The sequence below is a fragment of the Cupriavidus sp. 94F1 genome, assembly GCF_057798875.1.
The window spans coordinates 622,453-644,566 of record NZ_JBYOJT010000001.1; the positions used below are offsets into that span (position 1 = coordinate 622,453).

Annotated in this window: 22 protein-coding genes; 15 read left to right on the top strand and 7 right to left on the bottom strand. The window is 65.8% G+C overall.

The genetic code is table 11. From position 1 onward, the window contains the following. Positions 1–77: 77 nt before the first annotated feature. Positions 78–1,775: a long-chain fatty acid--CoA ligase gene (locus AC3FJ6_RS02825; protein WP_488770590.1), complete on the bottom strand. Its 1,698-nt coding sequence runs from the start codon at positions 1,773–1,775 to the stop codon at positions 78–80. Positions 1,776–2,011: 236 nt separating this feature from the next. On the opposite strand from AC3FJ6_RS02825, the gene trxA reads away from it, so the two are divergent. Continuing rightward, positions 2,012–2,851 carry a thioredoxin gene (gene trxA, locus AC3FJ6_RS02830; protein WP_488770591.1) on the top strand — a complete coding sequence of 280 codons (840 nt, stop codon included), beginning with the start codon at positions 2,012–2,014 and terminating at the stop codon, positions 2,849–2,851. Between the two features lie 57 nt (positions 2,852–2,908). On the opposite strand, the gene AC3FJ6_RS02835 is transcribed toward trxA, so the two are convergent. Beyond that, positions 2,909–3,382, bottom strand: coding sequence for a bacteriohemerythrin (locus AC3FJ6_RS02835; protein ID WP_488770592.1), 474 nt, complete (start codon positions 3,380–3,382; stop codon positions 2,909–2,911). Between the two features lie 135 nt (positions 3,383–3,517). Between AC3FJ6_RS02835 and AC3FJ6_RS02840 the strand changes: the two genes are divergently transcribed. Further along, a complete protein-coding gene (locus AC3FJ6_RS02840) occupies positions 3,518–4,096 on the top strand; it encodes a P-loop nucleotide/nucleoside kinase family protein (RefSeq protein WP_488770593.1) in 579 nt (192 codons plus the stop codon). On the opposite strand, the gene tcdA is transcribed toward AC3FJ6_RS02840, so the two are convergent. Then, positions 4,093–4,950, bottom strand: coding sequence for a tRNA cyclic N6-threonylcarbamoyladenosine(37) synthase TcdA (gene tcdA, locus AC3FJ6_RS02845; RefSeq protein WP_488770594.1), 858 nt, complete (start codon positions 4,948–4,950; stop codon positions 4,093–4,095). The two genes, AC3FJ6_RS02840 and tcdA, sit on opposite strands and share 4 nt — an antisense overlap. 192 nt (positions 4,951–5,142) lie before the next feature. Between tcdA and AC3FJ6_RS02850 the strand changes: the two genes are divergently transcribed. The 5 genes from AC3FJ6_RS02850 (at position 5,143) to AC3FJ6_RS02870 (ending at position 12,376) form a co-directional block, all read left to right on the top strand. Beyond that, complete coding sequence (locus AC3FJ6_RS02850; RefSeq protein WP_488770595.1) at positions 5,143–7,476, top strand: AsmA family protein; 2,334 nt, start codon at positions 5,143–5,145, stop codon at positions 7,474–7,476. A gap of 348 nt (positions 7,477–7,824) precedes the next feature. Further along, complete coding sequence (locus tag AC3FJ6_RS02855; RefSeq protein WP_488770596.1) at positions 7,825–9,024, top strand: MFS transporter; 1,200 nt, start codon at positions 7,825–7,827, stop codon at positions 9,022–9,024. A gap of 130 nt (positions 9,025–9,154) precedes the next feature. Then, the gene (gene pdxH, locus AC3FJ6_RS02860; protein ID WP_092594468.1) at positions 9,155–9,793 is read left to right on the top strand and encodes a pyridoxamine 5'-phosphate oxidase; all 639 of its coding nucleotides are present in this window, start codon (positions 9,155–9,157) and stop codon (positions 9,791–9,793) included. A gap of 258 nt (positions 9,794–10,051) precedes the next feature. After that, on the top strand, positions 10,052–11,293 hold the full coding sequence (locus AC3FJ6_RS02865; RefSeq protein ID WP_488770597.1) for a class I SAM-dependent methyltransferase: 1,242 nt from the start codon (positions 10,052–10,054) through the stop codon (positions 11,291–11,293). A gap of 3 nt (positions 11,294–11,296) precedes the next feature. Next, a complete protein-coding gene (locus tag AC3FJ6_RS02870) occupies positions 11,297–12,376 on the top strand; it encodes a DUF72 domain-containing protein (protein ID WP_488770598.1) in 1,080 nt (359 codons plus the stop codon). Here the strand turns inward: AC3FJ6_RS02870 and msrA are convergent. Continuing rightward, positions 12,373–12,915: a peptide-methionine (S)-S-oxide reductase MsrA gene (gene msrA, locus AC3FJ6_RS02875; protein WP_487523566.1), complete on the bottom strand. Its 543-nt coding sequence runs from the start codon at positions 12,913–12,915 to the stop codon at positions 12,373–12,375. The two genes, AC3FJ6_RS02870 and msrA, sit on opposite strands and share 4 nt — an antisense overlap. A gap of 332 nt (positions 12,916–13,247) precedes the next feature. Between msrA and AC3FJ6_RS02880 the strand changes: the two genes are divergently transcribed. Next, complete coding sequence (locus AC3FJ6_RS02880; RefSeq protein WP_488770599.1) at positions 13,248–13,889, top strand: flavin reductase family protein; 642 nt, start codon at positions 13,248–13,250, stop codon at positions 13,887–13,889. A gap of 1 nt (position 13,890) precedes the next feature. Here the strand turns inward: AC3FJ6_RS02880 and AC3FJ6_RS02885 are convergent, their stop codons facing one another. Beyond that, complete coding sequence (locus AC3FJ6_RS02885) at positions 13,891–14,379, bottom strand: Lrp/AsnC family transcriptional regulator (protein ID WP_153945596.1); 489 nt, start codon at positions 14,377–14,379, stop codon at positions 13,891–13,893. A gap of 157 nt (positions 14,380–14,536) precedes the next feature. Between AC3FJ6_RS02885 and kynB the strand changes: the two genes are divergently transcribed. The 3 genes from kynB to kynA are packed head-to-tail and all read left to right on the top strand — an operon-like array spanning position 14,537 to position 17,380. Beyond that, the gene (kynB, locus tag AC3FJ6_RS02890; protein ID WP_488770600.1) at positions 14,537–15,199 is read left to right on the top strand and encodes an arylformamidase; all 663 of its coding nucleotides are present in this window, start codon (positions 14,537–14,539) and stop codon (positions 15,197–15,199) included. Positions 15,200–15,229: 30 nt separating this feature from the next. Beyond that, complete coding sequence (gene kynU / locus AC3FJ6_RS02895; RefSeq protein ID WP_488770601.1) at positions 15,230–16,486, top strand: kynureninase; 1,257 nt, start codon at positions 15,230–15,232, stop codon at positions 16,484–16,486. A gap of 12 nt (positions 16,487–16,498) precedes the next feature. Continuing rightward, complete coding sequence (gene kynA, locus AC3FJ6_RS02900; protein WP_488770602.1) at positions 16,499–17,380, top strand: tryptophan 2,3-dioxygenase; 882 nt, start codon at positions 16,499–16,501, stop codon at positions 17,378–17,380. A 57-nt stretch (positions 17,381–17,437) separates the two neighbouring features. On the opposite strand, the gene AC3FJ6_RS02905 is transcribed toward kynA, so the two are convergent. Continuing rightward, entirely contained in the window at positions 17,438–18,247 is an 810-nt protein-coding gene (locus tag AC3FJ6_RS02905; protein WP_488770603.1) for an IclR family transcriptional regulator, read from the bottom strand. Between the two features lie 199 nt (positions 18,248–18,446). Between AC3FJ6_RS02905 and AC3FJ6_RS02910 the strand changes: the two genes are divergently transcribed. Then, positions 18,447–19,640 (top strand): acyl-CoA dehydrogenase, encoded by a 1,194-nt coding sequence (locus tag AC3FJ6_RS02910; protein ID WP_101680960.1) that lies wholly within the window; start codon positions 18,447–18,449, stop codon positions 19,638–19,640. Positions 19,641–19,783: 143 nt separating this feature from the next. On the opposite strand, the gene AC3FJ6_RS02915 is transcribed toward AC3FJ6_RS02910, so the two are convergent. Continuing rightward, positions 19,784–20,422 (bottom strand): peroxiredoxin, encoded by a 639-nt coding sequence (locus tag AC3FJ6_RS02915; protein ID WP_153945602.1) that lies wholly within the window; start codon positions 20,420–20,422, stop codon positions 19,784–19,786. A gap of 299 nt (positions 20,423–20,721) precedes the next feature. Between AC3FJ6_RS02915 and AC3FJ6_RS02920 the strand changes: the two genes are divergently transcribed. The 3 genes from AC3FJ6_RS02920 (at position 20,722) to AC3FJ6_RS02930 (ending at position 22,113) form a co-directional block, all read left to right on the top strand. After that, entirely contained in the window at positions 20,722–21,039 is a 318-nt protein-coding gene (locus tag AC3FJ6_RS02920; protein WP_349632244.1) for an ElaB/YgaM/YqjD family protein, read from the top strand. A 166-nt stretch (positions 21,040–21,205) separates the two neighbouring features. After that, complete coding sequence (locus tag AC3FJ6_RS02925; RefSeq protein WP_400393493.1) at positions 21,206–21,583, top strand: phage holin family protein; 378 nt, start codon at positions 21,206–21,208, stop codon at positions 21,581–21,583. Beyond that, a complete protein-coding gene (locus tag AC3FJ6_RS02930; RefSeq protein WP_488770604.1) occupies positions 21,580–22,113 on the top strand; it encodes a DUF3318 domain-containing protein in 534 nt (177 codons plus the stop codon). The genes AC3FJ6_RS02925 and AC3FJ6_RS02930 overlap by 4 nt, the downstream gene beginning before the upstream one ends. Position 22,114: the final 1 nt, after the last annotated feature.

Consider the following 22,114-nt stretch of genomic DNA (forward strand, 5'->3'; position numbering starts at 1 on the left):
TGCCGAGGGGGATTGCATTTTGGCTCCCCTCTCCCACCCGGCGGGAGAGGGGAGAAAAACACACCACGCTTACGCGCTTACGCGGGCTGGCGCGCGTTTTCCGCTTCCTGCAGCTGGCGCCACATCACCTTGCCGGTGCCCGACTTCGGCAATGCCTCGACAAATTCCACCACGCGCGGGTACTTGTAGGCGGCCATGTTTTCCTTGGCCCATTCGATGATGTCCTCGGGCTGCGTCTTGCCCTTGGCGTCGGCGCGCAGCACCACCACCGCCTTCACCGTCTCGCCGCGATACTGGTCGCGCGTGCCGATGATGCAGGCCTCCTGCACGGCCGGATGCTTGTACAGCAGGTTTTCCACCTCGGCCGGCCAGACCTTGAAGCCCGACGCATTGATCATGCGCTTCAGGCGGTCGGTGATGAAGTAGTAGCCTTCTTCGTCCATACGGCCCAGGTCGCCGGTGCGGAAGTAGGTCTGGCCTTCGAACTCGATGAACGCGTCGCGCGTGGCATCTTCCTTGCCCCAGTAACCCTTGAACACCTGCGGGCCGCGCACGATGATCTCGCCCACCTCGTTGGGCGGCATTTCCTGCAGCGTGACCGGGTCCACCACGCGCGCGTCGGTGTTGAACGTCGGCACGCCCAGGCACTGCAGCTTGGCGCGCTCGGACGGATTGCTGTGGGTCGGCGCCATGGTCTCGGACAGGCCGTAGCCTTCCAGGTAGCTCAGCCCGAACTGCGTCTTCAGGCGTTCGGCCACCGCCTGCGGCATGGCCGCGCCGCCGCCGCCGATGTAGCGCAGGCTGCTGACGTCGAAGGTCGCCAGGTTCGGGCTGCCCAGGAAGTCGATCACCATGGTCGGGATGTTGGTCCAGTGCGTGACCTGGTAGCGCGAGATCAGGCGCCCGGCCACTTCGCGATCCCAGCGCGGCAGCATCACCACGGTGGCGCCGGTGTAGATCGGGCCGTTCATGCCGTACTGCATGCCGGTCACGTGAAACAGCGGCAGCACTGACAGGATCACCGATTCCGCGCCGCTGCCCGACCACGTGGCACCGCCGATCACGTTGTGCATCACCGAGCGATGGGTGTGGATGCAGCCCTTCGGGAAGCCGGTGGTGCCCGACGTGTACGGCATGACGGCCATGTCGTCGGGGCCCGCGGTATGCGGACCCGGCTGCAGGCCGGCACCCAGCGCCTGCGCCCACGGCGTGGCGTTGTCCGGCAACGGGTGTTGCACGGTCAGCCAGGCGGGCGGCGCATCTTCGGGGAATTCGTGCGACGGCGGGAGCGCGTCGGCGTACTGCGTCACCAGCAGATGCTGCAGGCGCTGGTCGGCAGCCAGTTCGCCGTCGGCCTGCATTGCGCCGGCGGCCAGGTCTGCCGTGCAGATCGCCACGCGGGCACCGGCATCGGTGATGTAGTGCTTGAATTCCTCGGCGCGGTTCATCGGATTGACCGGCACCACCACGGCGTCCGCACGCAGGATCGCGTAATAGCTGACGATGAACTGCGGGCAGTTCTGCATGTACAGCAGCACGCGATCGCCCTTCTTCACCCCCGCCTTCTGCTGCAGCCAGCCGGCCATCGCCGTGGCCTCCGCCTCCAGCTCGCGGAACGTGATGGCGTTGCCGAAGTAGCGGATGGCGGCCTTGTCCGCATAGCGGTGTGCCGAAACTTCGAGGTTGTACCAGAGCGAAGTTTCCGGCAGCACGATTTCGGTCGGCACTCGCTTGGGCCAGAACTGAAAATGCGGACGGGCGGGCTTGGTGGTCATGGTGTCTCCTGCGGATGGTCCTCAAGGGACCAGTTTCTGGAAAGCGCGGGTCTCGCGGGGTGGGCCCCGCGTAGTGGTCAAGCAATATAACTGAACGACCGTTCTATTTTCAACAGGAGGTTTTCCTACCCATCGCACCGCACCCCGGGCGGCGCCGGTTGCAATTTGGGGCTTCGTCCTCACAATAGGGGGAATCCGGCCACAGTGCTGGCCAACCCGATTCCCAGGTGCAGATCATGAGCGACGTCACCCTGCAGAACTTCGAAGCCGAAGTCATCAATAGCCCAGTGCCGGTACTGGTGGATTTCTGGGCTCCCTGGTGTGGCCCTTGCCGCACACTCGGGCCCATGCTGGAAAAGCTGGAAGCCGAAGCCGGCGGCACGTGGAAGCTGGTCAAGGTCAATGTCGACGAGAACCAGCAGCTGGCCGGGCACTTTGGTGTGCGCAGCATTCCCCACGTGGTGGCGTTTGCCGGCGGGCAGGCGGTCAACCAGTTCGTGGGCGTGCTGCCGGAATCGCAACTGCGCGAGTTCATCGATACGCTGGCCCCCGGCGACGGCGGGGCCACGGCGCAGGATCCCCAGGCGCTGGCCGCGGCCGGCGACCGGGAAGGCGCCAAGGCCGCGTGGCAGGCCGCGCTCGCAGAGGACCCGGAAAACGACCCGAATCGACTGGCCTATATCAGCTTCCTGCTCGACGGCGACGCCATCGACACCGCGGAAGCCGAGTTCGGCCGCCTGACGCCGCGTGCGCCGCAGGAAGACGGCTACGCCGCGCTGCGGACCCGGCTCGATGCGATGAAGGGACTCGACAGCCTGCCCGACGGCGCCGAACTGAAAGCGCAGGTAGAGGCCGAGCCGGCCAACCTGGCCGCGCGCCTGGATCTGGCAAAGGTGTTGATCGCGCGCCGCGAATACGAACCGGCGCTGGTGCAGCTGATGGAAATCGTGCGCCGCGACCGAGGCTTTGAAGACGACATCGGCCGCAAGACAATGCTGTCGGTGTTCGACTTGATGGCCGATTCGCCAGAAGTGGTATCGAAATGGCGCCGGCAACTGAGCACGGCGCTGAACTGAGTGGCGTGGATGGACGCGCACCGGAGGCGGGATTTCCCGCGCCGGTGCGGAACGGCCTCAGACGGCCGGCGCCTCGATCAGCGAAAAGCCGTTTGCCTTCATATGCTCGACCATCATCGCGTCCATCGACTTCACGTGATTGTCGAACCAGCCTGACAGTTCATTCACCAGGCGGCGGCCCAGCGACAGCCCGCCCTTGCCGGGCCCCTCCGGATCTTCCACTTCCTGCGCGATCTTGTCGCGCACGGCCTGCACCACCTGCAGCACGCCCTTGTGCTCGTTCGTATGGCAGAAGCGCGGGCCGAACTGCATGGCCTCCATCCACTGCTCTTCCTGTTCGAAATGGTGGCGCGTGTGCGCGATCCACTCGTCGTACGCCGCCAGGAAGCCGGCATCGTCCGATTTGGCCACGGCATCGAGCAGCTGCAGGAATTCCGCGTGCGTGGCGTCGGTGACGGGCTCGCCCAGCCGCAGTTCGTCTGGCAAGCCTTCCGAGGAAAGACCGTCGTAGGGGTTCTGTGCTGCAGACATGGATCTGAAAACTTTTCTTTGAGATAAGCGGCAAGGATACCGATTTCGCTGCTGTCCGATCTGATTTTCCGCAAAGAACGGTATGCTTGACGCTCGCGCCCCTGGCAAGTGACGGATTTCCAGCAAGCCACCGACATGCCCCGACTGATCTTCTTCTGCGGCCACGCAGGCACCGGCAAGACTTCCCTCGCCCATCGGCTGATCGGCCCGCTGATGCAGGTCACCGGCGAGCCGTTCTGCCTGCTCGACAAGGACACGCTCTACGGGCGCTACAGCGCCGCTGCCATGCGCGCGATCACCGGCGATCCCAATGACCGCGACAGCCCGGCCTATCTGGACAATCTGCGAGACCCCGAATACGAAGGCCTGCTCGACACCGCCCGCGAAAACCTGACGCTGGGCATCAGTGTGATCGTGATCGGCCCGCTGTCGCGCGAAATCCGCGCGCACCTGCTGACCGATCCGCAGTGGCTGCATGTCCCGGCGGGCACGCGCACCCAGATCGTGTGGGTACACCTGCCGGAGGACGAAGCCCACGCACGCATCATCCGCCGCGCCAATCCCAACGACGCCTACAAGCTCGCGCACTGGGACGCCTATCGCGCCCGGCGGTTTTCGCCGGACCCGGCCGAATATCCCGAACTGATCTTCTTCGACAACCAGGCGCCCGACGATGCCGCCGTGGGCGGCCTGCTGCGGACGCTGGCCGCCTAGGGCTGGCCGGCTGCCAGCGCCCCGATCACCGCGGACGCCGCCACGAAGCCGAACACCGCCGTCACCGCCACCGACGAGCCAAATCCCGCGCAGGCCAGCCCTTGCGGGCCGCGCACCGGGGCCGGCGGCACTTCGTCGATCTCGCACGCCTGCTGTTCCGGCTCGGGATAGCGCAGCGGCTCGTCCGAATACACCGCCTCGATGCCGAACTTCTTCCTGGGATCGCGCGGAAAGCCCCACTGCCGGCGCAGGTTGCCGCGCACCTTGGCCAGCAGCGGGTCCTGAATCGTGCGGGCCAGGTCCTCGATGCGCACGCGCGTGGCGTCCAGCTGACCGCCCGCGCCGCCGCACGTGATCACGCGCACGCCCTCGCGGCGGGCCCATCCCAGGATGGCGGTCTTGACCTTCACGGCATCGATGGCGTCAATCACGTAGTCGAAGCCTGATAGCAGTTCCGCCACATTGTCTTCGGTCACGAAATCGTCGATCTGCGTGACGTGGCAACGCGGGTTGATCGCCACGATGCGCTCGGCCATGGCTTCCACCTTGGCGCGGCCGTATGCGTCGCCGAGCGCGTGGATCTGCCGGTTGGTATTTGATGCGGCAATGTGATCGAGGTCGATCAGCGTGATGCGCCCCACCGCGTTGCGCGCCAGCGCCTCGGCCGCCCAGCTGCCCACCCCGCCGATGCCGATCACGCACACCCTGGCGGCCTCCAGCCGGGCCAGGCCATGCGCGCCGTACAGGCGGGCCACGCCGCCAAAGCGGCGATGGTAGTCGTCGTCGGCCGGGCTTTCGTGCGACAGGGGCGCGGGCAGGTCCTGATCTGCCAGGGGCGTAGGGGCGATAGTCATGGTGGCTTTCTCAAATCTGCCGGCATTTTATGTCACCGGCGGGAATTGCTGCGGCCGACGAACGCACAACGAATAGGCGTCCCGACGACCGCAATGTCAGCCTGAGGCCGACAACCGGGAGCGATGGCGCTCCCTACAATTACCTGTGCAGTGGTTGATCCGCCGCACGGCTGCTACCGGAGTCCACCCCTTATGCCCGCCTCGCGTCGCCACAAGATCGTCTTATGGAGCGTGTTCACGCCGTTGGCGCTGATCGCGATCCTTGTCGTCATCATCCTGACCTTTGACTGGAACCGGCTCAAGCCGTGGCTCAACGACAAGGTCACGGAGTCGATCGGGCGCCCCTTCGCCATCAATGGCGATCTGACCGTCACCTGGAAACGTGGCCAGGGCGAGACCGGCTGGCGTACGCTCGTGCCGTGGCCACGGCTGTCGGCCAAGGACATTTCCATCGGCAACCCCGACTGGGCCCAGGCGCCCAACATGGGCACGATTCGCGAACTGATCTTCGTGCTGCGCCCGCTGCCACTGCTGGCCCATGAAATCAACGTGCCGACCATCGTCGTCGACAGCCCCGCCGTGTGGCTAGAACGGCTGGCCGACAAGCGCAACAACTGGACCTTCGACATGCGCAAGCAGACCGACTCGGGCAAGTCGAAATGGCACCTCGATGTGGGCGAAGTGGTCCTCCAGCGCGGCAACCTGGCGCTGGACGACGCGGCCGAGAAGATCCAGCTGCAGGCCACGCTGGACACGATTGGCGACCAGGCCATCTACGACAAGGCCCGCGACGGCGCGCTGATGCCGTCCGATGCCTCCGCTGTGGCGGCGTCGCAAGGCTCCGCCGCCTCCACGCCCGAAGCCAAGGCCAACGACAACAAGGGCGGCAAGGCTGGCAAGACCGGCAATGACGACCGCTACGGCATCCGCTGGAAAGCCGTGGGCCACTACAACAAGGCCACCGTCAACGCCACCGGCAAGGCCGGCACCGTGCTGAGCCTGCGCGACGTGGACACCCCTTATCCGGTACAGGCCGATGTGCGCGTGGGCGCCACCCGCGCCACGATGGAAGGCACGGTAACGAACCCGGCCCACCTCGGCGCGCTCGACGTCAACCTGACGCTGGCCGGCGACAGCCTGGCATCGCTCTACAACCTGACCGGCATCGTGCTGCCATCGACCCCGCCGTATGAAACGCGGGGCCGCCTGGTGGCCACGCTCAAGAAGGGCGCCTCGGCCTATACCTACCGCGACTTCACCGGCAAGGTGGGCAGCAGTGACCTGGGCGGCACGCTGACGTTCGCGCAGCATTCGCCCCGCCCGCTGCTGTCCGGCGAACTGGTGTCGAAGCAGCTGCTGTTCGACGATCTCGCGCCGCTGATCGGCGGCGGCGCCAAGCCGGGCCAGCCGGCCAAGGACAGCCCCGTGAAGCAGCCGGCGGACAAGAAGCTGCCGGTGGCGCCGTTCCGCACCGAACGCTGGGACGAGATCGATGCCGACGTGAAGTTCACCGGCAAGCGCATCGTCCGCAATGAAGACCTGCCGATCACGGACCTGACCACGCACCTGAAGCTGACCGACGGCGTGCTGCGGCTCGACCCGCTCAACTTCGGCGTGGCCGGCGGCAACCTGGTATCGACGGTCGAACTCGATGGCAAGCGCGAGCCGATGGGCGCGAAGGTCGACATGACCGCGCGGCACCTGAAGATCAAGCAGCTGTTCCCGAAGGTGGAAAGTACCCGCGCCAGCGTCGGTGAGGTGAACGGCAGCGCCAAGCTTTCGGCCACGGGCAATTCGGTGGCCGCGCTGATGGGTTCGTCGAATGGAGAGGCCAAGCTGCTGGTGGAAAACGGCACCGTCAGCAAGTTCATCCTCGAAGCCATCGGCCTGAACGTGGGCAGCGTGGTGATCTCGAAGCTGTTCGGCGACAAGCCGGTGCAGATCAATTGCGGCGTCAGCGCGTTCGGCTTCCAGAACGGCATTGCCCGGGCCCAGACCTTCGTGCTCGATACGCAGGACGCCATCATCACCACCGAGGGCGCGGTCGATTTCAAGGACGAGCGGCTGGCGCTGACGATCCATCCCGACTCCAAGGGGCTGCGCGTCATCTCGCTGCGCTCGCCGCTGTATGTGGGCGGGACGTTCAAGAATCCGTCGGTCAGCCCGAATATCGCCATCCTCGCGCTGCGTGCCGGCGGCGCGCTGGCGCTGGCACTGACCGCGCCCGTGGCGATGGTGGTGCCGCTGCTCGACATTTCGGGCGGCGGCGACGAAAGCGAGTGCGCCCGGTTGCTGGCGGAACTCAAGAAGCGGCCTACCGCCCCGCCGCCGGGCAAGACCTATCAAGGGCCAGCGGCGCCGAAGGGCCAGCAGCAGGCCGGCCCCCCTATCCCCGAATCGCCGACGAAGTCGGACGCCGCCCGCGGCGAGCCGGCCCCGCCGCCTACCAAGCCGCGCATGCCCGGCGCCACCGTGCAGCAACCGTCGCGACCGGACAATGACAAGCAGCTCTACCAGGGCGGCTAGCGAACGGCGGCTTACCTGCCGCACGCCGTTCGTCATCACACACTGACAACGTTGGTGAATCCGCAACACATCTGTACCAAATGTGTTGCGGATTTGGCACGCCCTCCCACACCGTTGTTGTGCAGACCGCACTGGCAGTCGCATAATCGGCTGGTCGTTGATTAAGCAAGCAATTAATGAACAACGACACGCAACGCCTTCGCTCGCCGGGTTCCAGTCTGGCCAGCGATGCCTTGTAGGTGCGGCTCCGGCCGCACTGATTTTCTTTTTTCGCGCGTCTTATCGTCCGGATGGGAGACCCTTGCCGGCGGCGCGAACCACCTTCGCCGCCCCCGCGCACCCCCTGCCATGACGTTGCCTCATGCCGCCGTTCCCCCGATCAGCTGGCTGATCGCGCTGACGGTGTGCAATCACGTGGCGTTCAACGCCAGTCGTGTCGTCGTTTCCCTATTTGCCATCTCGCTCAAGGCGTCCACGGTCACGCTGGGCATCCTGATGTCGCTCTATGCGCTGCTGCCGATGTTCCTGGCGATTCGCGCCGGCAAGCGCATCGACCAGATCGGGCCGCGCCTGCCGATGACCGCCGGGTCGCTGATGGTGGTGGCCGGTACGCTGCTGCCGGCCGTCTGGCACGAGATTGCGTCGCTGTACGCGGCGTGCGCACTGATCGGCGTGGGCTTCATGCTGGTCCAGGTGGCCATGCAACTGCTGATCGGGCAGGTGTCGACCAACGAGACCCGGCTGCGCAACTACACGTGGCATGCGCTGGGGCTGTCGATCTCGGGCACGCTCGGGCCGGTGGCCATGGGTTATACGATCGAACACGCGGGCTTTCGTACCGCGTTCTGCATCCTGGTGGGCGTGGCGCTGCTGGGCCAGGCCGGGCTGCAGTATGTGCGGCCGCGCCTGCCGGCCACCGGCGGCAACGCGGGACGCATCGCCATCGAGGACGGCTCGCGCCGCTCCACGCTGGACCTGCTTCACCACCCCGAACTGCGTGCCGTGTTCGTCGCCAGCGCGGTGCTGTCCGCCGCGTGGGACCTGCATGCGTTCCTGATCCCGATCCAGGGCACGCATATCGGCCTGTCGCCGTCGATGATCGGCTGGGTGCTCGGGGCGTTCTCGATCGCCACGCTGGCCATCCGGATTGCCATGCCGATGGTGTCCCGCCATTTCTCGGAATGGAAGATCATCCGCCTGGCGCTGCTGGTGGGTGCGCTGGCCTATCTGGTCTATCCGTTCGTCTCGCACTTCTGGCTCATGTGCGGCCTGGCGTTCGTGCTGGGCCTGGCGCTGGGCAGTGCCCAGCCCAACGTCATGAACATCCTGCATACGGCCTCGCCCTCGGGGCGGGCCGGCGAGGCGCTGGGGCTGCGCTCGGCCGTGCTCAATACCAGCCAGGTGGTGTGGCCGCTCACGTTCGGTGTGGTGGGCACGGCGCTGGGCATGCTGCCGATCTTCCTGTCGATGGCCGGCGCGATGGGCATGGCCAACTACTATTCGCGCCGCCAGACGCAAAAGATCGCCGCACCGAAACTGTCGGACTAGCAACCTGCAGATTCGTAAAACAGCGAGTCCGCCTTGCCATGGCGCAAATGCGGTGTGCGGCGCATTCGCTATACTCGAAGCATCCTCGTACGCATGGTTCTCCGTGCGGGCCGACTCTTCGATATGCGATATGACCCAACTCGCTGATCTGCGCCGCAACTACATGTTGAGCGCCCTTTCCGAAACCGACGTGGCAGGCGACCCGATCCGCCAGTTCCAGAACTGGTTCGACGAGGCCATGCAGGCCAAGCTGCCCGAACCCAACGCGATGACACTGGCCACGGTAGGTGCCGACGGCCAGCCGTCGGCGCGCATCGTGCTGCTCAAGGGCATGGACGCCAACGGTTTCACGTTCTTCACCAACTACGAAAGCCGCAAGGGCCTGGATCTGGAAGCCAACCCGCGCGCTGCGCTGCTGTTCCACTGGGTGCAGCTCGAACGCCAGGTGCGTGTGGAAGGCGTGGTCGAAAAGGTGGGCGATGCCGAGAGCGATGCCTACTACGCGTCGCGTCCGCTCGGATCTCGCCTGGGCGCCTGGGCCTCCGAGCAAAGCCGCGAGGTGGCCGGCCGCGACGTGCTGGAAGCACGCGAAGCCGACTTCCGCAGCAAGTTCGGCGACAACCCGCCGCGTCCGCCGCACTGGGGCGGGTACCGCCTGCGGCCCACGTGGATCGAATTCTGGCAGGGCCGGCCGTCGCGGCTGCACGACCGTATCGCATTCCGGCAACAGGCCGACGGCAGCTGGCAGATCGTCCGGCTATCGCCCTGACGCCGGGCGCCGCGGGAACATCGCGGCACGGGGCGCGCGATCGCTGCATCGTCAATGTCTGCTTGTACTGACAGGCGCTGACCGCGGCGCCCCACACTGCACAATTCGGCGAATTGGCGTAAAGTTGTTGGGTTGCCGCACCGGCCATGCATCGGTGCGCCCCCAGGGCCAGTGCTGCGTACCACCACGCAGTCTGCGCAGCCGACCATGGGGCATTTCATTTCGAGAGGGATCATCAACCAATCGGGAGAAAGCCGCATGTTCTTCAAGCAAGCAATCGACAAGCAGCTGGATAGCTGGATTTCCGACGTGCGCGAGCACGCCAACCTGCCTGTCAGGCTACGTCTGTGGAATGGCAGCGAATACCAGCTGGGCAACTTCGACCAACCCGAGGTCACGCTGACCGTACGCGAGGCCTCGGCCCTGCCGCTGCTGCTCACGCCAAGCCTGGACAACCTCGGCGAGGCATATGTCCAGGAAAAGATCGATCTCGACGGTCGCCTGGCCGACATCATCAAGATGGCCTACGGCCTGTCGGCAGCCGCCGCGCGCAGTGCGGGCGGCGCCCTGGCCCGCGTGGCGCAGCACTTCACGCACAGCCGCTCCGAGGACAAGGCGTCGATCCAGTATCACTACGACGTTTCCAACGCGTTCTACCAGCTCTGGCTCGATCCGCGCATGGTGTACTCGTGCGCGTATTTCGAGGAAGGCACCGAAGACCTGGCCACTGCGCAGCTCAAGAAGATCGACCATATCCTGACCAAGATCCGCGTGCAGCCTGGCCAGACGCTGCTCGACATCGGCTGCGGCTGGGGCGCACTGGTGATCCGCGCGGCGCAGAAGTACGGTGCGCGGTGCGTGGGCATCACGCTGTCGCAGAACCAGTTCGACCTGGCCACCGAGCGCGTGAAGGCCGCCGGGCTGCAGGACCGCATCGAGATCCGGCTGCAGGACTATCGCGACATCCAGGGCCAGTTCGACCGCATCACCAGCGTCGGCATGTTCGAGCACGTGGGCAAGGACAACCTGATCGGCTACTTCAGCCGCATGCGCGATCTGCTCAAGGACGATGGCGTGGCGATGAACCATGGCATCACGGCCACCGACCCCGACAGCGGCGCGGTGCCGCTCGACGGCTCGGGCTTCATGGACCGCTATGTGTTCCCGCAGGGCGAGCTGCCGCACATCAGCATGGTGCTCAATACCATGGCCAAGGGCGGGCTGGAGGCGTTCGACGTGGAACTGCTGCGCCGGCACTACGCGCAGACGCTGCGGCACTGGGCCGACAACTTCGAGACCAACGCCGACGCGATCCGGGCCATGGTGGGCGAGAAGAAGTACCGCATCTGGCGGGTCTACCTGGCCGGCTGCGAGCACGCGTTCACCAACAGCATCATGTCGCTGCACCAGGTGGTGTGTCAGAAGGCGAATCGCGCCGCCGACACGTTCCCGGTCTCGCGGCGCTATATTTACGCGTCTCCGATTGGCAATACCGTCTGACGCTTGACTGACAACCTCGACCTGTTCGGCGATGCCCCGGCATCGCCGGGCGCCCCGCCCCGGCCCGCCGCGGCCGGCACTCCCGAAAAGAAGACGCCCGTTGGCAAGATCGTCCAGCCCTGGACGCCCGATGCCGCGCTGACCACGCTTGCCGGCCGGCTGCCGCCCAACCTGTATTTCGGCACCTCTTCGTGGTCGTACCCCGGCTGGCACGGCATGGTCTACGACGGCCAGTACACGGAAAGCCTGCTGTCCCGCAAGGGGCTACGCGCCTGCGGGCAGCATCCGCTGCTGCGCGCGGCGGGCATCGACCGTGGCTTCTATGGCCCGATTCCGCTGGCCGACTACCTGGGCTACGCATCGCAGGTGCCGGAAGGTTTCCGCTTCCTGGTCAAGGCCCCGGCCAGTGTCTGCGATGCGTGGCTGCGGGGCCCCGATGGCGCCGGGTGCCTGGCCAACGCGGCGTTCCTGGACGCCGGGATCGCGATCCGCGATTTCATCGTGCCGGCCACGGCTGGTCTTGGCCAACGCTGCGGGCCGCTGCTGTTCCAGTTGTCGCCGCTGCAAAGCGTGGCCGACGACGGCCCGGCTTTCTTCGCGCGGCTCGACGCGTTCCTGGCCGCGCTGCCGCCGCTGGACCCCAGCCTGACCCCGCACGCCTGCTATGCCGTGGAAATGCGAGATCCGGCGCTGCTCACGCCGCGCTACATCCGCCTGCTGCGCGAACGCGGCGTGCGCTTCTGCCTGGCCGCGCGCGACCGCCTGCCGCAGGTGTCGCGCCAGGCCCACGCGCAGACGCTGATGGACGACGGGGCCCCCGGCCCGCTGGTGCTGCGCTGGATGCTGCGCGAGGGCCGCTCGTATGCGATGGCCGAAAAGGCCTACATGCCATTCGACAAGCTCGTGGACCCTGACGACGCAACGCGCGACGCCATCGCCGACGTGGTGGCGGGCACGCTGCGCGCCGGCCAGCCGGCCTATGTCATCGTCAGCAACAATGCCGAAGGCTGCGCACCGCAGAGCATTGCCCGGCTGGCCGCGGCCATTGCCGATCGGGTGGAAAACGCGGCCGTGCCGGCCTAGCGGCGCATCCGATGCGAAAAATCTCGCCGTAACTGGGCCAGCTTGGGCGTGATCACGAACGCGCAGTAGCCCTGCGCGGGATGCTCCTGATAGTAGTTCTGATGGCTCATCTCGGCGCGCCAGTACGGCTGCTCGGGTTCGAGCTGCGTCACGATTGGCGCATCGAACACCTTGTTGACGACCAGTTCGCCCATGACATACTCGGCCACGGCACGCTGGGCCTCGGAATGGGTGAAGATGATCGAGCGGTACTGCGGGCCCACGTCGTTGCCCTGCCGATTGAGCTGCGTCGGATCATGGATCGAGAAGAAGATCTCCAGGATTTCGCGGAAAGTGATCGTGGCCGGGTCGAACGTCACGCGCACCACTTCGGCGTGGCCCGTGTCGCCCTCGCATACCTGGCGATAGGTGGGATTGTGGATATGGCCGCCGGTGTAGCCCGACTCCACGGCACGCACGCCATCCACCTGCTGGAACACCGCCTCCAGGCACCAGAAACACCCACCACCGAGCGTGGCAATCTCGAGTTCGTGATCCATCTGCGCGCTCCCTTTCCCGCGTTCAGGGGGTTCCGATACCACGCCGGCTCTGGCGGCATCGATTTCCAGCATAAGCAATGGCGCCGCGCACTGCCGTGAAAAATGAAACAAGTGCTATCCGGCTGGCACAGAGACCGTCCGATGTATCCCAGGGACCACGTCAGGGTGCAATGTCCGGAGTCCGCTACAATCCCACTGGTACTGGCGCCCGTTGGCGCACGTGAATGGGCTGCGCGGCACCCGAAAGCGCCCGCCAGACCGCGTTGGCCCGCAAAATGTGTGCGTCAGGCCACTGAAATTGCCGCCCCCCAGGATTACGTTTGGCGTGTTGAATGCGCGCCGGCCATCCCGATATGAAGATCATGGATTTGTGTGGAGCCCGAGAGGGCATGCCCGAGGCCGCCGCCCCTGCCCCCCAGCGCCGCAAGGCCGCCGCCCCCGACTTTGACAGCGGTCACTTCAAGCGCGCGCTGTCGCAGTTCGCCACAGGTGTGACGGTCATCACCACGCGCGCCGCTGGTCCCTCGCACGCCAACGACGTGCCGTTCGTCGGCATCACAGCCAGCTCGTTCAACTCGGTCTCGCTCGATCCGCCCCTGGTGCTGTGGAGCATGGCCACGCGCGCCAACAGCCTGCCGATGTTCCGCGATGGCTCGCACTACATCGTCAATGTGCTTGCCGCCTCGCAGCTGGACTTGTGCCAGCGGTTTGCCACGCTCAAGGGCGATCGCTTTGCCGGCGTGGACTACCGGTTGTCGGAGACCGGCCTGCCAATCCTGGCCAATGCGCTGGCCTGGTTCGAGTGCCACAACCGCAGCCGCTATGACGAGGGCGACCACGTGATCTTCGTCGGCGAAGTGGAACGCTGCGGTATTCTCGACGCCGGCGGCGAGCCGCTGGTGTTCCAGGGCGCGCAATTTTCCACGCTGTGCCCGCTCGAACCGCTCGATCAGATCGCGCCGCACAAGCGGTAGGTCACGGCTTGGCGTCCTTGCTGTCCTTCAGGATCGCCAGTGGCGATCCGTCCGTCTTGATCCGCTGCAGGACGATGTTCGAGCGGATATCCATCACGCCAGGCGTGCGATATAGCCGATTCACGATGAAATCGGAGTAGTGCTTCAGGTTGCGCGCCTGCACCCGCAGGATGTAGTTGCTGTCGCCCGTGATCACATAGGCGGTCAGTACCTCCGGCCAGGTCTGCACCACGGCGTTGAACGTGTCGTGCCAGCCTTCCACGTCGTGCCGCATCGACACCTGCACGATCGCCTCGATCTCCAGTCCCAGCTGTTCGGCGTCGAACCACGCCTTGTAGCCGCCAATCACCCCGTTTTCTTCCAGCAGACGCACGCGGCGCAAGCAGGCAGATGGCGATAACGCCACACGGTCGGCCAGGTCCTGATTACTGATGCGACCGTTCTCCTGCAGCGCCGTCAGGATGCGTAAATCTATCGGATCGAGGGTCATTTCGAAGATTCCACGTATTTCTATTTGAATCACACAATTTTATGCGAAAGATGCTGCGATCGACGGACCATTTCGCAAGCCTCTTCTCGGCGCTTTTGACTATGATCCCCACACGCACCGCGTCTTCAGAAACGCGCCCCGGAGATTGCCAGTCACCATGCCGAACGCCCCCACGAACGCACCCAGCCGCGCCACGCGCCAGATCTGGGATATCAGCCCGCCGGTGTCGAACGCCACGCCGGTCTGGCCCGGCGACACACCGTTCCGGCACGAGCCCGCCTGGCAACTGGACGAGCACTGTCCCGTCAACGTTGGCCGCATTACGATGTCGCCGCACACCGGCGCCCATGCCGATGCGCCGCTGCACTACGCGGCCGACGGCGCGCCGATCGGCGCCGTCCCGCTGGACGCTTACCTGGGCCCTTGCCGCGTGATCCACTGCATCGGCGCGGCGCCACGCGTGGAGCCGCACCACATCGAAGCCGCTCTGGCCGACGTGCCGCCGCGCGTGCTGCTGCGGACCTACCGGCAGGTGCCGCTGGGGGCGTGGGATTCGGCGTTCTGCGCTGTCGCCCCCGAGACCATCGCGCTGCTGGCCCGCCACGGCGTAAAGCTGATCGGCATCGACACGCCGTCGCTGGACCCCGAAACCTCGAAGACGATGGACGCCCACCACGCGGTGCGCGACCACCGGCTGGCCATTCTCGAAGGCATCGTGCTCGACGACGTGCCGGCCGGCGACTACGAACTCATCGCGCTGCCGCTGCGCCTGGCCACGCTCGATGCGAGCCCGGTCCGCGCGGTGCTGCGCGCACTCTGAATCCTCCCGAACCCTCTGGACACTGAAAGCATGACCAACCTGACACGTGAACGCTGCCAGGCGCTGGACCGGGACGACCCGCTCCGCGCGCTGCGCGAACAGTTTGCCCTGCCTGCCGGCGTGATCTACCTCGATGGCAACTCGCTGGGCGCCCGCCCGCGCGCCGCCGCGGCGCGTGCCGCCGAGGTGGTCAGCAGCGAATGGGGCGATGGCCTGATCCGCAGCTGGAACACCGCCGGCTGGTTCGACCTGCCGGGCCGGCTGGGTAACCGCCTGGCGCCGCTGATCGGCGCGGGCCACGACGAGGTGGTGGTGACCGACACCACGTCGATCAACCTGTTCAAGGTGCTGGCCGCCGCACTGCGCGTGCAGCAGCAGCGCGATCCGGCGCGTCGCGTGATCGTGTCCGAAGCCAGCAACTTCCCGACCGATCTCTATATCGCCCAGGGCCTGGCCGACCTGCTGCAGCAGGGCTACGAGGTACGCCTGGTCAACAGCCCCGACGAGATCGACGCCGCCGTGGGCGCCGATACGGCCGTGCTGATGCTGACGCACGTGAACTACAAGACCGGCGAGATGCTCGACATGGCCGGCCTGACCGAACTCGCGCACGCCCGCGGCGTGCTGACCGTGTGGGATCTGGCCCACTCGGCTGGCGCCGTGCCGGTGGACCTGACCGCCGCCCGCGCGGACTACGCCATCGGCTGCACCTACAAGTACCTGAACGGCGGTCCGGGTTCGCCCGCCTTCGTCTGGGTGGCGCCGGCGCTGCGCGACCAGTTCTGGCAGCCGCTGTCGGGCTGGTGGGGCCACGGCGCGCCGTTCGCGATGTCGCCGCAATACGCGCCCGCCAGGGGCATCGGCCGCTTCCTGTGCGGCACGCAGCCGGTCACGTCGCTGGCGATGGTCGAATGCGGCCTGGACATCTTCGCCCAGACCAGCATGAGCGCGCTGCGCGCGAAGTCGCTCAAGCTGACCGACCTGTTTATCGAACTCGTCGAATCACGATGCGCCCAGCACCCGCTGACGCTGGTCACGCCGCGCGCCCATGCCCGGCGCGGCAGCCAGGTGAGCTTTGCGCATCCGGACGGCTACGCGCTGGTGGCCGCGCTGATCGAGCGTGGCGTGATTGGCGACTATCGCGAACCCGGCATTGCCCGCTTCGGCTTCACGCCCCTTTACACGACCTTCACCGAAGTCTGGGATGCCGTGGAAATCATGCGCGACGTGCTGGACAGCGGCGCCTATCGCGACGCCCGCTTTGCGGTGCGCACCGCGGTGACCTGAGCGGAGCGCATCATGAGTGAATTCAAGGGATGCCCGATGGGGCACGGCAGCCAGCCGGCCGACGCGGCCGGCGAGGATGGCTGGCATGGCGCGCAGATGGACTTCGCCCGCGACATGAGCTACGGCGACTATCTGGGCCTGGATCAGATCCTGAGCGCGCAGCACCCGCTGTCGCCGGACCACAACGAGATGCTGTTCATCGTCCAGCACCAGACCACCGAGCTGTGGATGAAGCTGATGCTGCACGAACTGCGCGCCGCACGCGATGGGGTGAAGACCGACCAGCTGCGCCCGGCGTTCAAGATGCTCGCGCGCGTATCGCGCATCATGGACCAGCTGGTGCAGGCCTGGAACGTGCTGGCCACCATGACGCCGCCTGAATACTCGGCCATGCGCCCGTACCTTGGCGCATCGTCCGGGTTCCAGTCGTACCAGTATCGCGAGATCGAGTTCATCCTGGGCAACAAGAACGCGGCCATGCTGCGGCCTCACGCGCACCGTGCCGAACATCTGGAACTGGTGGAAACGGCGCTGCATACGCCGTCGATGTACGACGAGGCGATCCGGCTGATGGCGCGGCGCGGGTTCCAGATCGACGCCGACGTGGTGGAACGCGACTGGACGCAGCCCACGCAGTACAACGCGTCGGTGGAGGCGGCCTGGCTGGAGGTGTATCGCAACCCGTCGGCGCATTGGGAACTCTACGAACTGGGCGAAAAGTTCGTCGACCTGGAGGATGCCTTCCGCCAATGGCGATTCCGCCATGTGACCACGGTGGAGCGCGTGATCGGCTTCAAGCGCGGCACCGGCGGCACCGAAGGCGTCAGCTACCTGCGCCGGATGCTCGATGTGGTGCTGTTCCCCGAACTCTGGAAGCTGCGGACGGATCTGTAATCCGGCGGTATCAGGCTCCGCGCTGCCGCAAGGCGGGAGCGCGGAGCGAAGCCTGCCCTACCGCCCCGCCGGATCGGACAGCCTGACCCCCAGCGCCTGCAGCGCGGGCGCCAGCTTCTCGTGGAATGTCTCTTCGCTGACAGCCCCGTAGGACGCACTGCAGCTCAGCATGTGCAGATCCTTCTCACCCACCGGCTTGAACGCCACCGCGCAGGCGTGAATAGCCGGGTGCCAGTCGCGGAACGACGCGGCATAGCCGTCGCGCTCGGCCTGCGCCAGCGCGGCGCGCATCGGGGCCTCCTGCTGCTTCCATTGCTCCGGATACGTCTGGGCAAATTCGGCCAGCACCTTGTCGCGCCGCGCCGCCGGCAGTGCCGCCAGGTAGGCCCGCCCCATCGAACTCGACACCAGCGACAGGCGCGAGCCCACCCCCAGACCCAGCATCACGCCGGCATCGTTCCGGATCGATTCCATGTAGATGACTTCCATGCGCTCGCGCTTGCCCAGCGACACCGACACGCCATACGACTGCGCGAAAGCCAGCATGTGCGGCCGCGCCAGCGTCACCACGTCGGACGCCGCCAGGTAGGAAAAGCCCAGCGCCAGCACGCCGGCATCGAGCGCGTACTTGCCCAGGCTGTCGTCGTAGCGCAGGTAGCCCAGCTGCACCAGCGTGCCGGCCAGCCGGCTCACGGTGGCCTTCGGAAACCCGGTACGGCGCACGAAATCCTGGTTGCCCAGCATCGCCTCGCCGGTGCGGAAGCAGCGCAGCAGCTCCAGTCCGCGCGCCAGCGCCGTCACGAAATTGGGGTCGCTCTCGCGTTCCTTCTGGACCGGCGCGGCGGCCGCGACAGTGGATGAGGTCAAGAGACAGCTCCTGTGGAAGTGGTCGATTGCCGAACGCTAATGATCGGGGGCCGGATTTCCCCCTGTTGCAGCGCGAATCGGTTCAGCTATACTAGCTCATCGGAACAAGGTTCCGCAATGCGGAACCACAACTTTTTGATCGACCGGATCGAATGAAGGCGGCACTGCCTTCACCGCGCCACCAAAGAAGGAGACCTCCATGGCTGCCAACGCCGAATTCCACTGGGCCGACCCCCTGCTGCTGGACCAGCAACTGACCGACGACGAGCGCATGATCCGTGACGCTTCGGCGGCCTATTGCCAGGACAAGCTCATGCCGCGCGTGCTGCAGTCGTTCCGCAACGAGAAGACCGACGTGGAGATCTTCCGCGAGATGGGCGAACTGGGTCTGCTCGGCCCGACCATCCCAGAACAGTACGGCGGCCCGGGCCTGAACTACGTCAGCTACGGCCTGATCGCGCGGGAGGTGGAGCGTGTGGATTCGGGCTATCGCTCGATGATGAGCGTGCAGTCGTCGCTGGTCATGGTGCCGATCTACGAATTCGGCAGCGAGGCGCAGAAGCAGAAGTACCTGCCCAAGCTGGCCACCGGCGAATGGATCGGCTGCTTCGGCCTGACCGAACCGAACCACGGCTCGGACCCGGGCTCGATGGTCACGCGCGCCAAGAAGGTGGACGGCGGCTACGAGCTGAGCGGCGCCAAGATGTGGATCACGAACTCGCCGATCGCCGATGTCTTCGTGGTGTGGGCCAAGCTGGCCGGCGAAGACGGCAAGGAAGACATCCGCGGCTTCATCCTGGAAAAGGGCTGGAAGGGCCTGAGCGCCCCGGCCATCCACGGCAAGGTGGGCCTGCGCACGTCGATCACCGGCGAAATCGTGCTGGACCAGGTTTTCGTGCCCGAAGAGAACCTCATGCCGGGCGTGAAGGGCCTGAAGGGTCCGTTCACCTGCCTGAACTCGGCCCGTTACGGCATCGCCTGGGGCGCGCTGGGCGCCGCCGAGTTCTGCTGGCACACCGCGCGCCAGTACACGCTGGACCGCAAGCAGTTCGGCCGTCCGCTGGCACAGACGCAGCTGGTACAGAAGAAGCTGGCCGACATGCAGACCGAGATCACGCTGGGCCTGCAGGGCTGCCTGCGCCTGGGCCGCATGAAGGACGAAGGCACCGCCGCGGTGGAAATCACCTCGATCATGAAGCGCAATTCGTGCGGCAAGTCGCTGGACATCGCCCGCGTGGCGCGCGACATGCTGGGCGGCAATGGCATTTCGGACGAATTCGGCGTGATCCGCCACGTGGTGAACCTGGAAGTGGTGAACACGTACGAAGGCACGCACGACATCCACGCGCTGATCCTGGGCCGCGCCCAGACCGGCCTGCAGGCCTTCTTCTGATCGTCCGGACGTAAAAAAGCCCGGCTGGAAAGCCGGGCTGAAGCACACTACCAAGGAGACGACGGGCACGACCCCGCCGTTTTACGACATCGGCAAAGCCATACCGAGCCGGGCCGGGGACCCACCCCGCGCCCGGCTTTTTCTTACTTGTTCGGTTGCGGCGTCAGGCGCAGGTACGGACGCACCGCCTTGTAGCCCTTCGGGAATTTCTGGCGGATCACCTCTTCGTCCTTCAGCGACGGCACGATGACGACGTCGTCGCCATCCTGCCAGTTGCCCGGCGTGGCCACGCTGTGGTGATCGGTCAGTTGCAGCGAATCGATGACGCGCAGGATTTCATTGAAATTTCTACCTGTGCTTGCAGGATAGGTAATGATCAGGCGCACCTTCTTCTTCGGGTCGATCACGAACAGCGAGCGCACGGTCAGCGTCTCATTCGCATTCGGATGGATCATGTCGTAGAGCTCGGACACCTTGCGGTCGCTGTCCGCCAGGATCGGGAAATTGACCGAGGTCGACTGGGTGTCGTTGATATCCTGGATCCAGCCCTTGTGCGACTCCACGCTGTCCACGGACAGGGCGATGGCCTTCACGTTGCGGCGGGCGAACTCTTCCTTCAGCTTGGCGGTCAGGCCCAGTTCCGTCGTGCAAACGGGGGTGTAGTCGGCAGGGTGCGAGAACAGGACACCCCAGCCTTCGCCGAGCCATTCATGAAAGCGGATGCGGCCCTCGCTCGATTCTTGCTCGAAGTCCGGTGCGGTATCGCCAAGACGCAGTGCCATGAGTGAAGTCTCCAGAGAAACGGAAAATAAACGAAAGTAAGGAAAGGTAAAAACCGGTGAACCAGCTTAGTTGGATTGCCATCCAACCCAAACGAATATAAAGTCACTACAAAATCACTCGAAGTCATAAAGACCGGGTGATCGGGCCATGGTTCCTTGTGGCAACCCTGCCCCGGGGCCGATGGCACATTTGGTGACAGTGATACGGCATTGTGTCGGCGAGCTTGAAACGATGGGCAGCCGCCACATATGCTAGGTGGACGACAAGAAATGCCACAAGCCCGAGCGGGCAAGGCAAAATGTCACCACTTGAACCTAACCGCCCGCAACAGGAGAAACTGATGAGCGATGTCAAGACCGTTCTGTCCGACGCCGAAGAACTGCTTAAGCAAGCGGCCTCGACCACCGGCGAGAAAGCCGCCGAACTGCGCGAGCGTGGCATGGGCCTGCTGAAGCAGGCCAAGGAAAAGGCCCAGGACTTGCAGGATGCCGTCGTGACCAAGAGCAAGGCGGCCGCCCGTGCCACCGACGACTATGTGCATGACCATCCGTGGCGCGCCGTAGGCGTGGCAGCCGGCGTGGGCCTGCTGATCGGTCTGCTGCTGAACCGCAAGTAAGCAGCCCTGTAGTACTGTAGCAATACGCATTACCAGCCCCGGCTGCGCATCTGCGCCGGGTGCATGCAGTCTTGAAGACGGACCGGCGCGGCCCCATCATGCCGCTGCCGGTCCATCCCTCGCAGATGCCGCCCATGCCGGCGCATCGTTTTTTCGCCGGAGCCGCATGAGCGAATCCCATTCCCCCAAGTTCCTCGAATCCCTTCGCAACCTCGCCGGTTCCGTGGTGTCGATGCTGCAGACTCGCCTGGAGCTGGCCAGCGTGGAACTGGCCGAGGAACGCGAGCGGCTGATGAAGGTTGCGCTGCTGGCCTTGTTCGGGCTGGTGTTCTTCAGCATGGCGCTGATGACCTTCACGCTGCTGGTCGCCATCCTGTTCTGGGAAAGCTATCGCTGGCAGGCCCTGGGCGCCATCGTGCTGTTCTACCTGATCTGCGCCGGTGTCTGCCTGCTGGTGGCTCGCAACAAGGTCCGCCACGCCCCGCCGCTGTTTGAATCCACGCTGGCCGAGCTGGACAAGGACCGGGAGATGCTGCGCCAATGACCACGCCCGAAGAAGACGATTCGATCGACAGCCGCCCGCGCCACGAGCACCCCCGTCCGGTCCGCTTTACGCGCGAAGTTCGCCTGCCGCTGGCCGTGCGCAAGGAGTTGCTGGTGACGCGCGCCGCGCTGGAACGCTACGACGCCGTGCAGGCGCTTCGCCAGGTCAAGGGTGGCGCCCGCCGCATGACCAGCCTGGGCGCGTGGCTGCCGCGCATGACCCGGCCGTCTGGCTGGCTCAAGCTGTTCGGCGTGACGCGCGACTATCCGATGCTGAGTACGGCCATCACATTGGCCCTGCCCCTGCTGCGCAAGACCCCGATCGGCCGCGTGGCCTGGAAGGTGTCGAAGCTGGGCATGCTGGCCGGCGCCGGATACTGGGCCTACAAGACCTGGCACGGCGCCCAGCCGCAGGTGCATGCGCACGCGGCGTCGGCTGCGCGGGCGGTGGCGGTACCTGTGGATACCGGCTTCCGGGACCCGCTGGTGCCGTCGCCCCCCGCGGCGGCGCCGCCGGCCGCCCAGCCCTGAT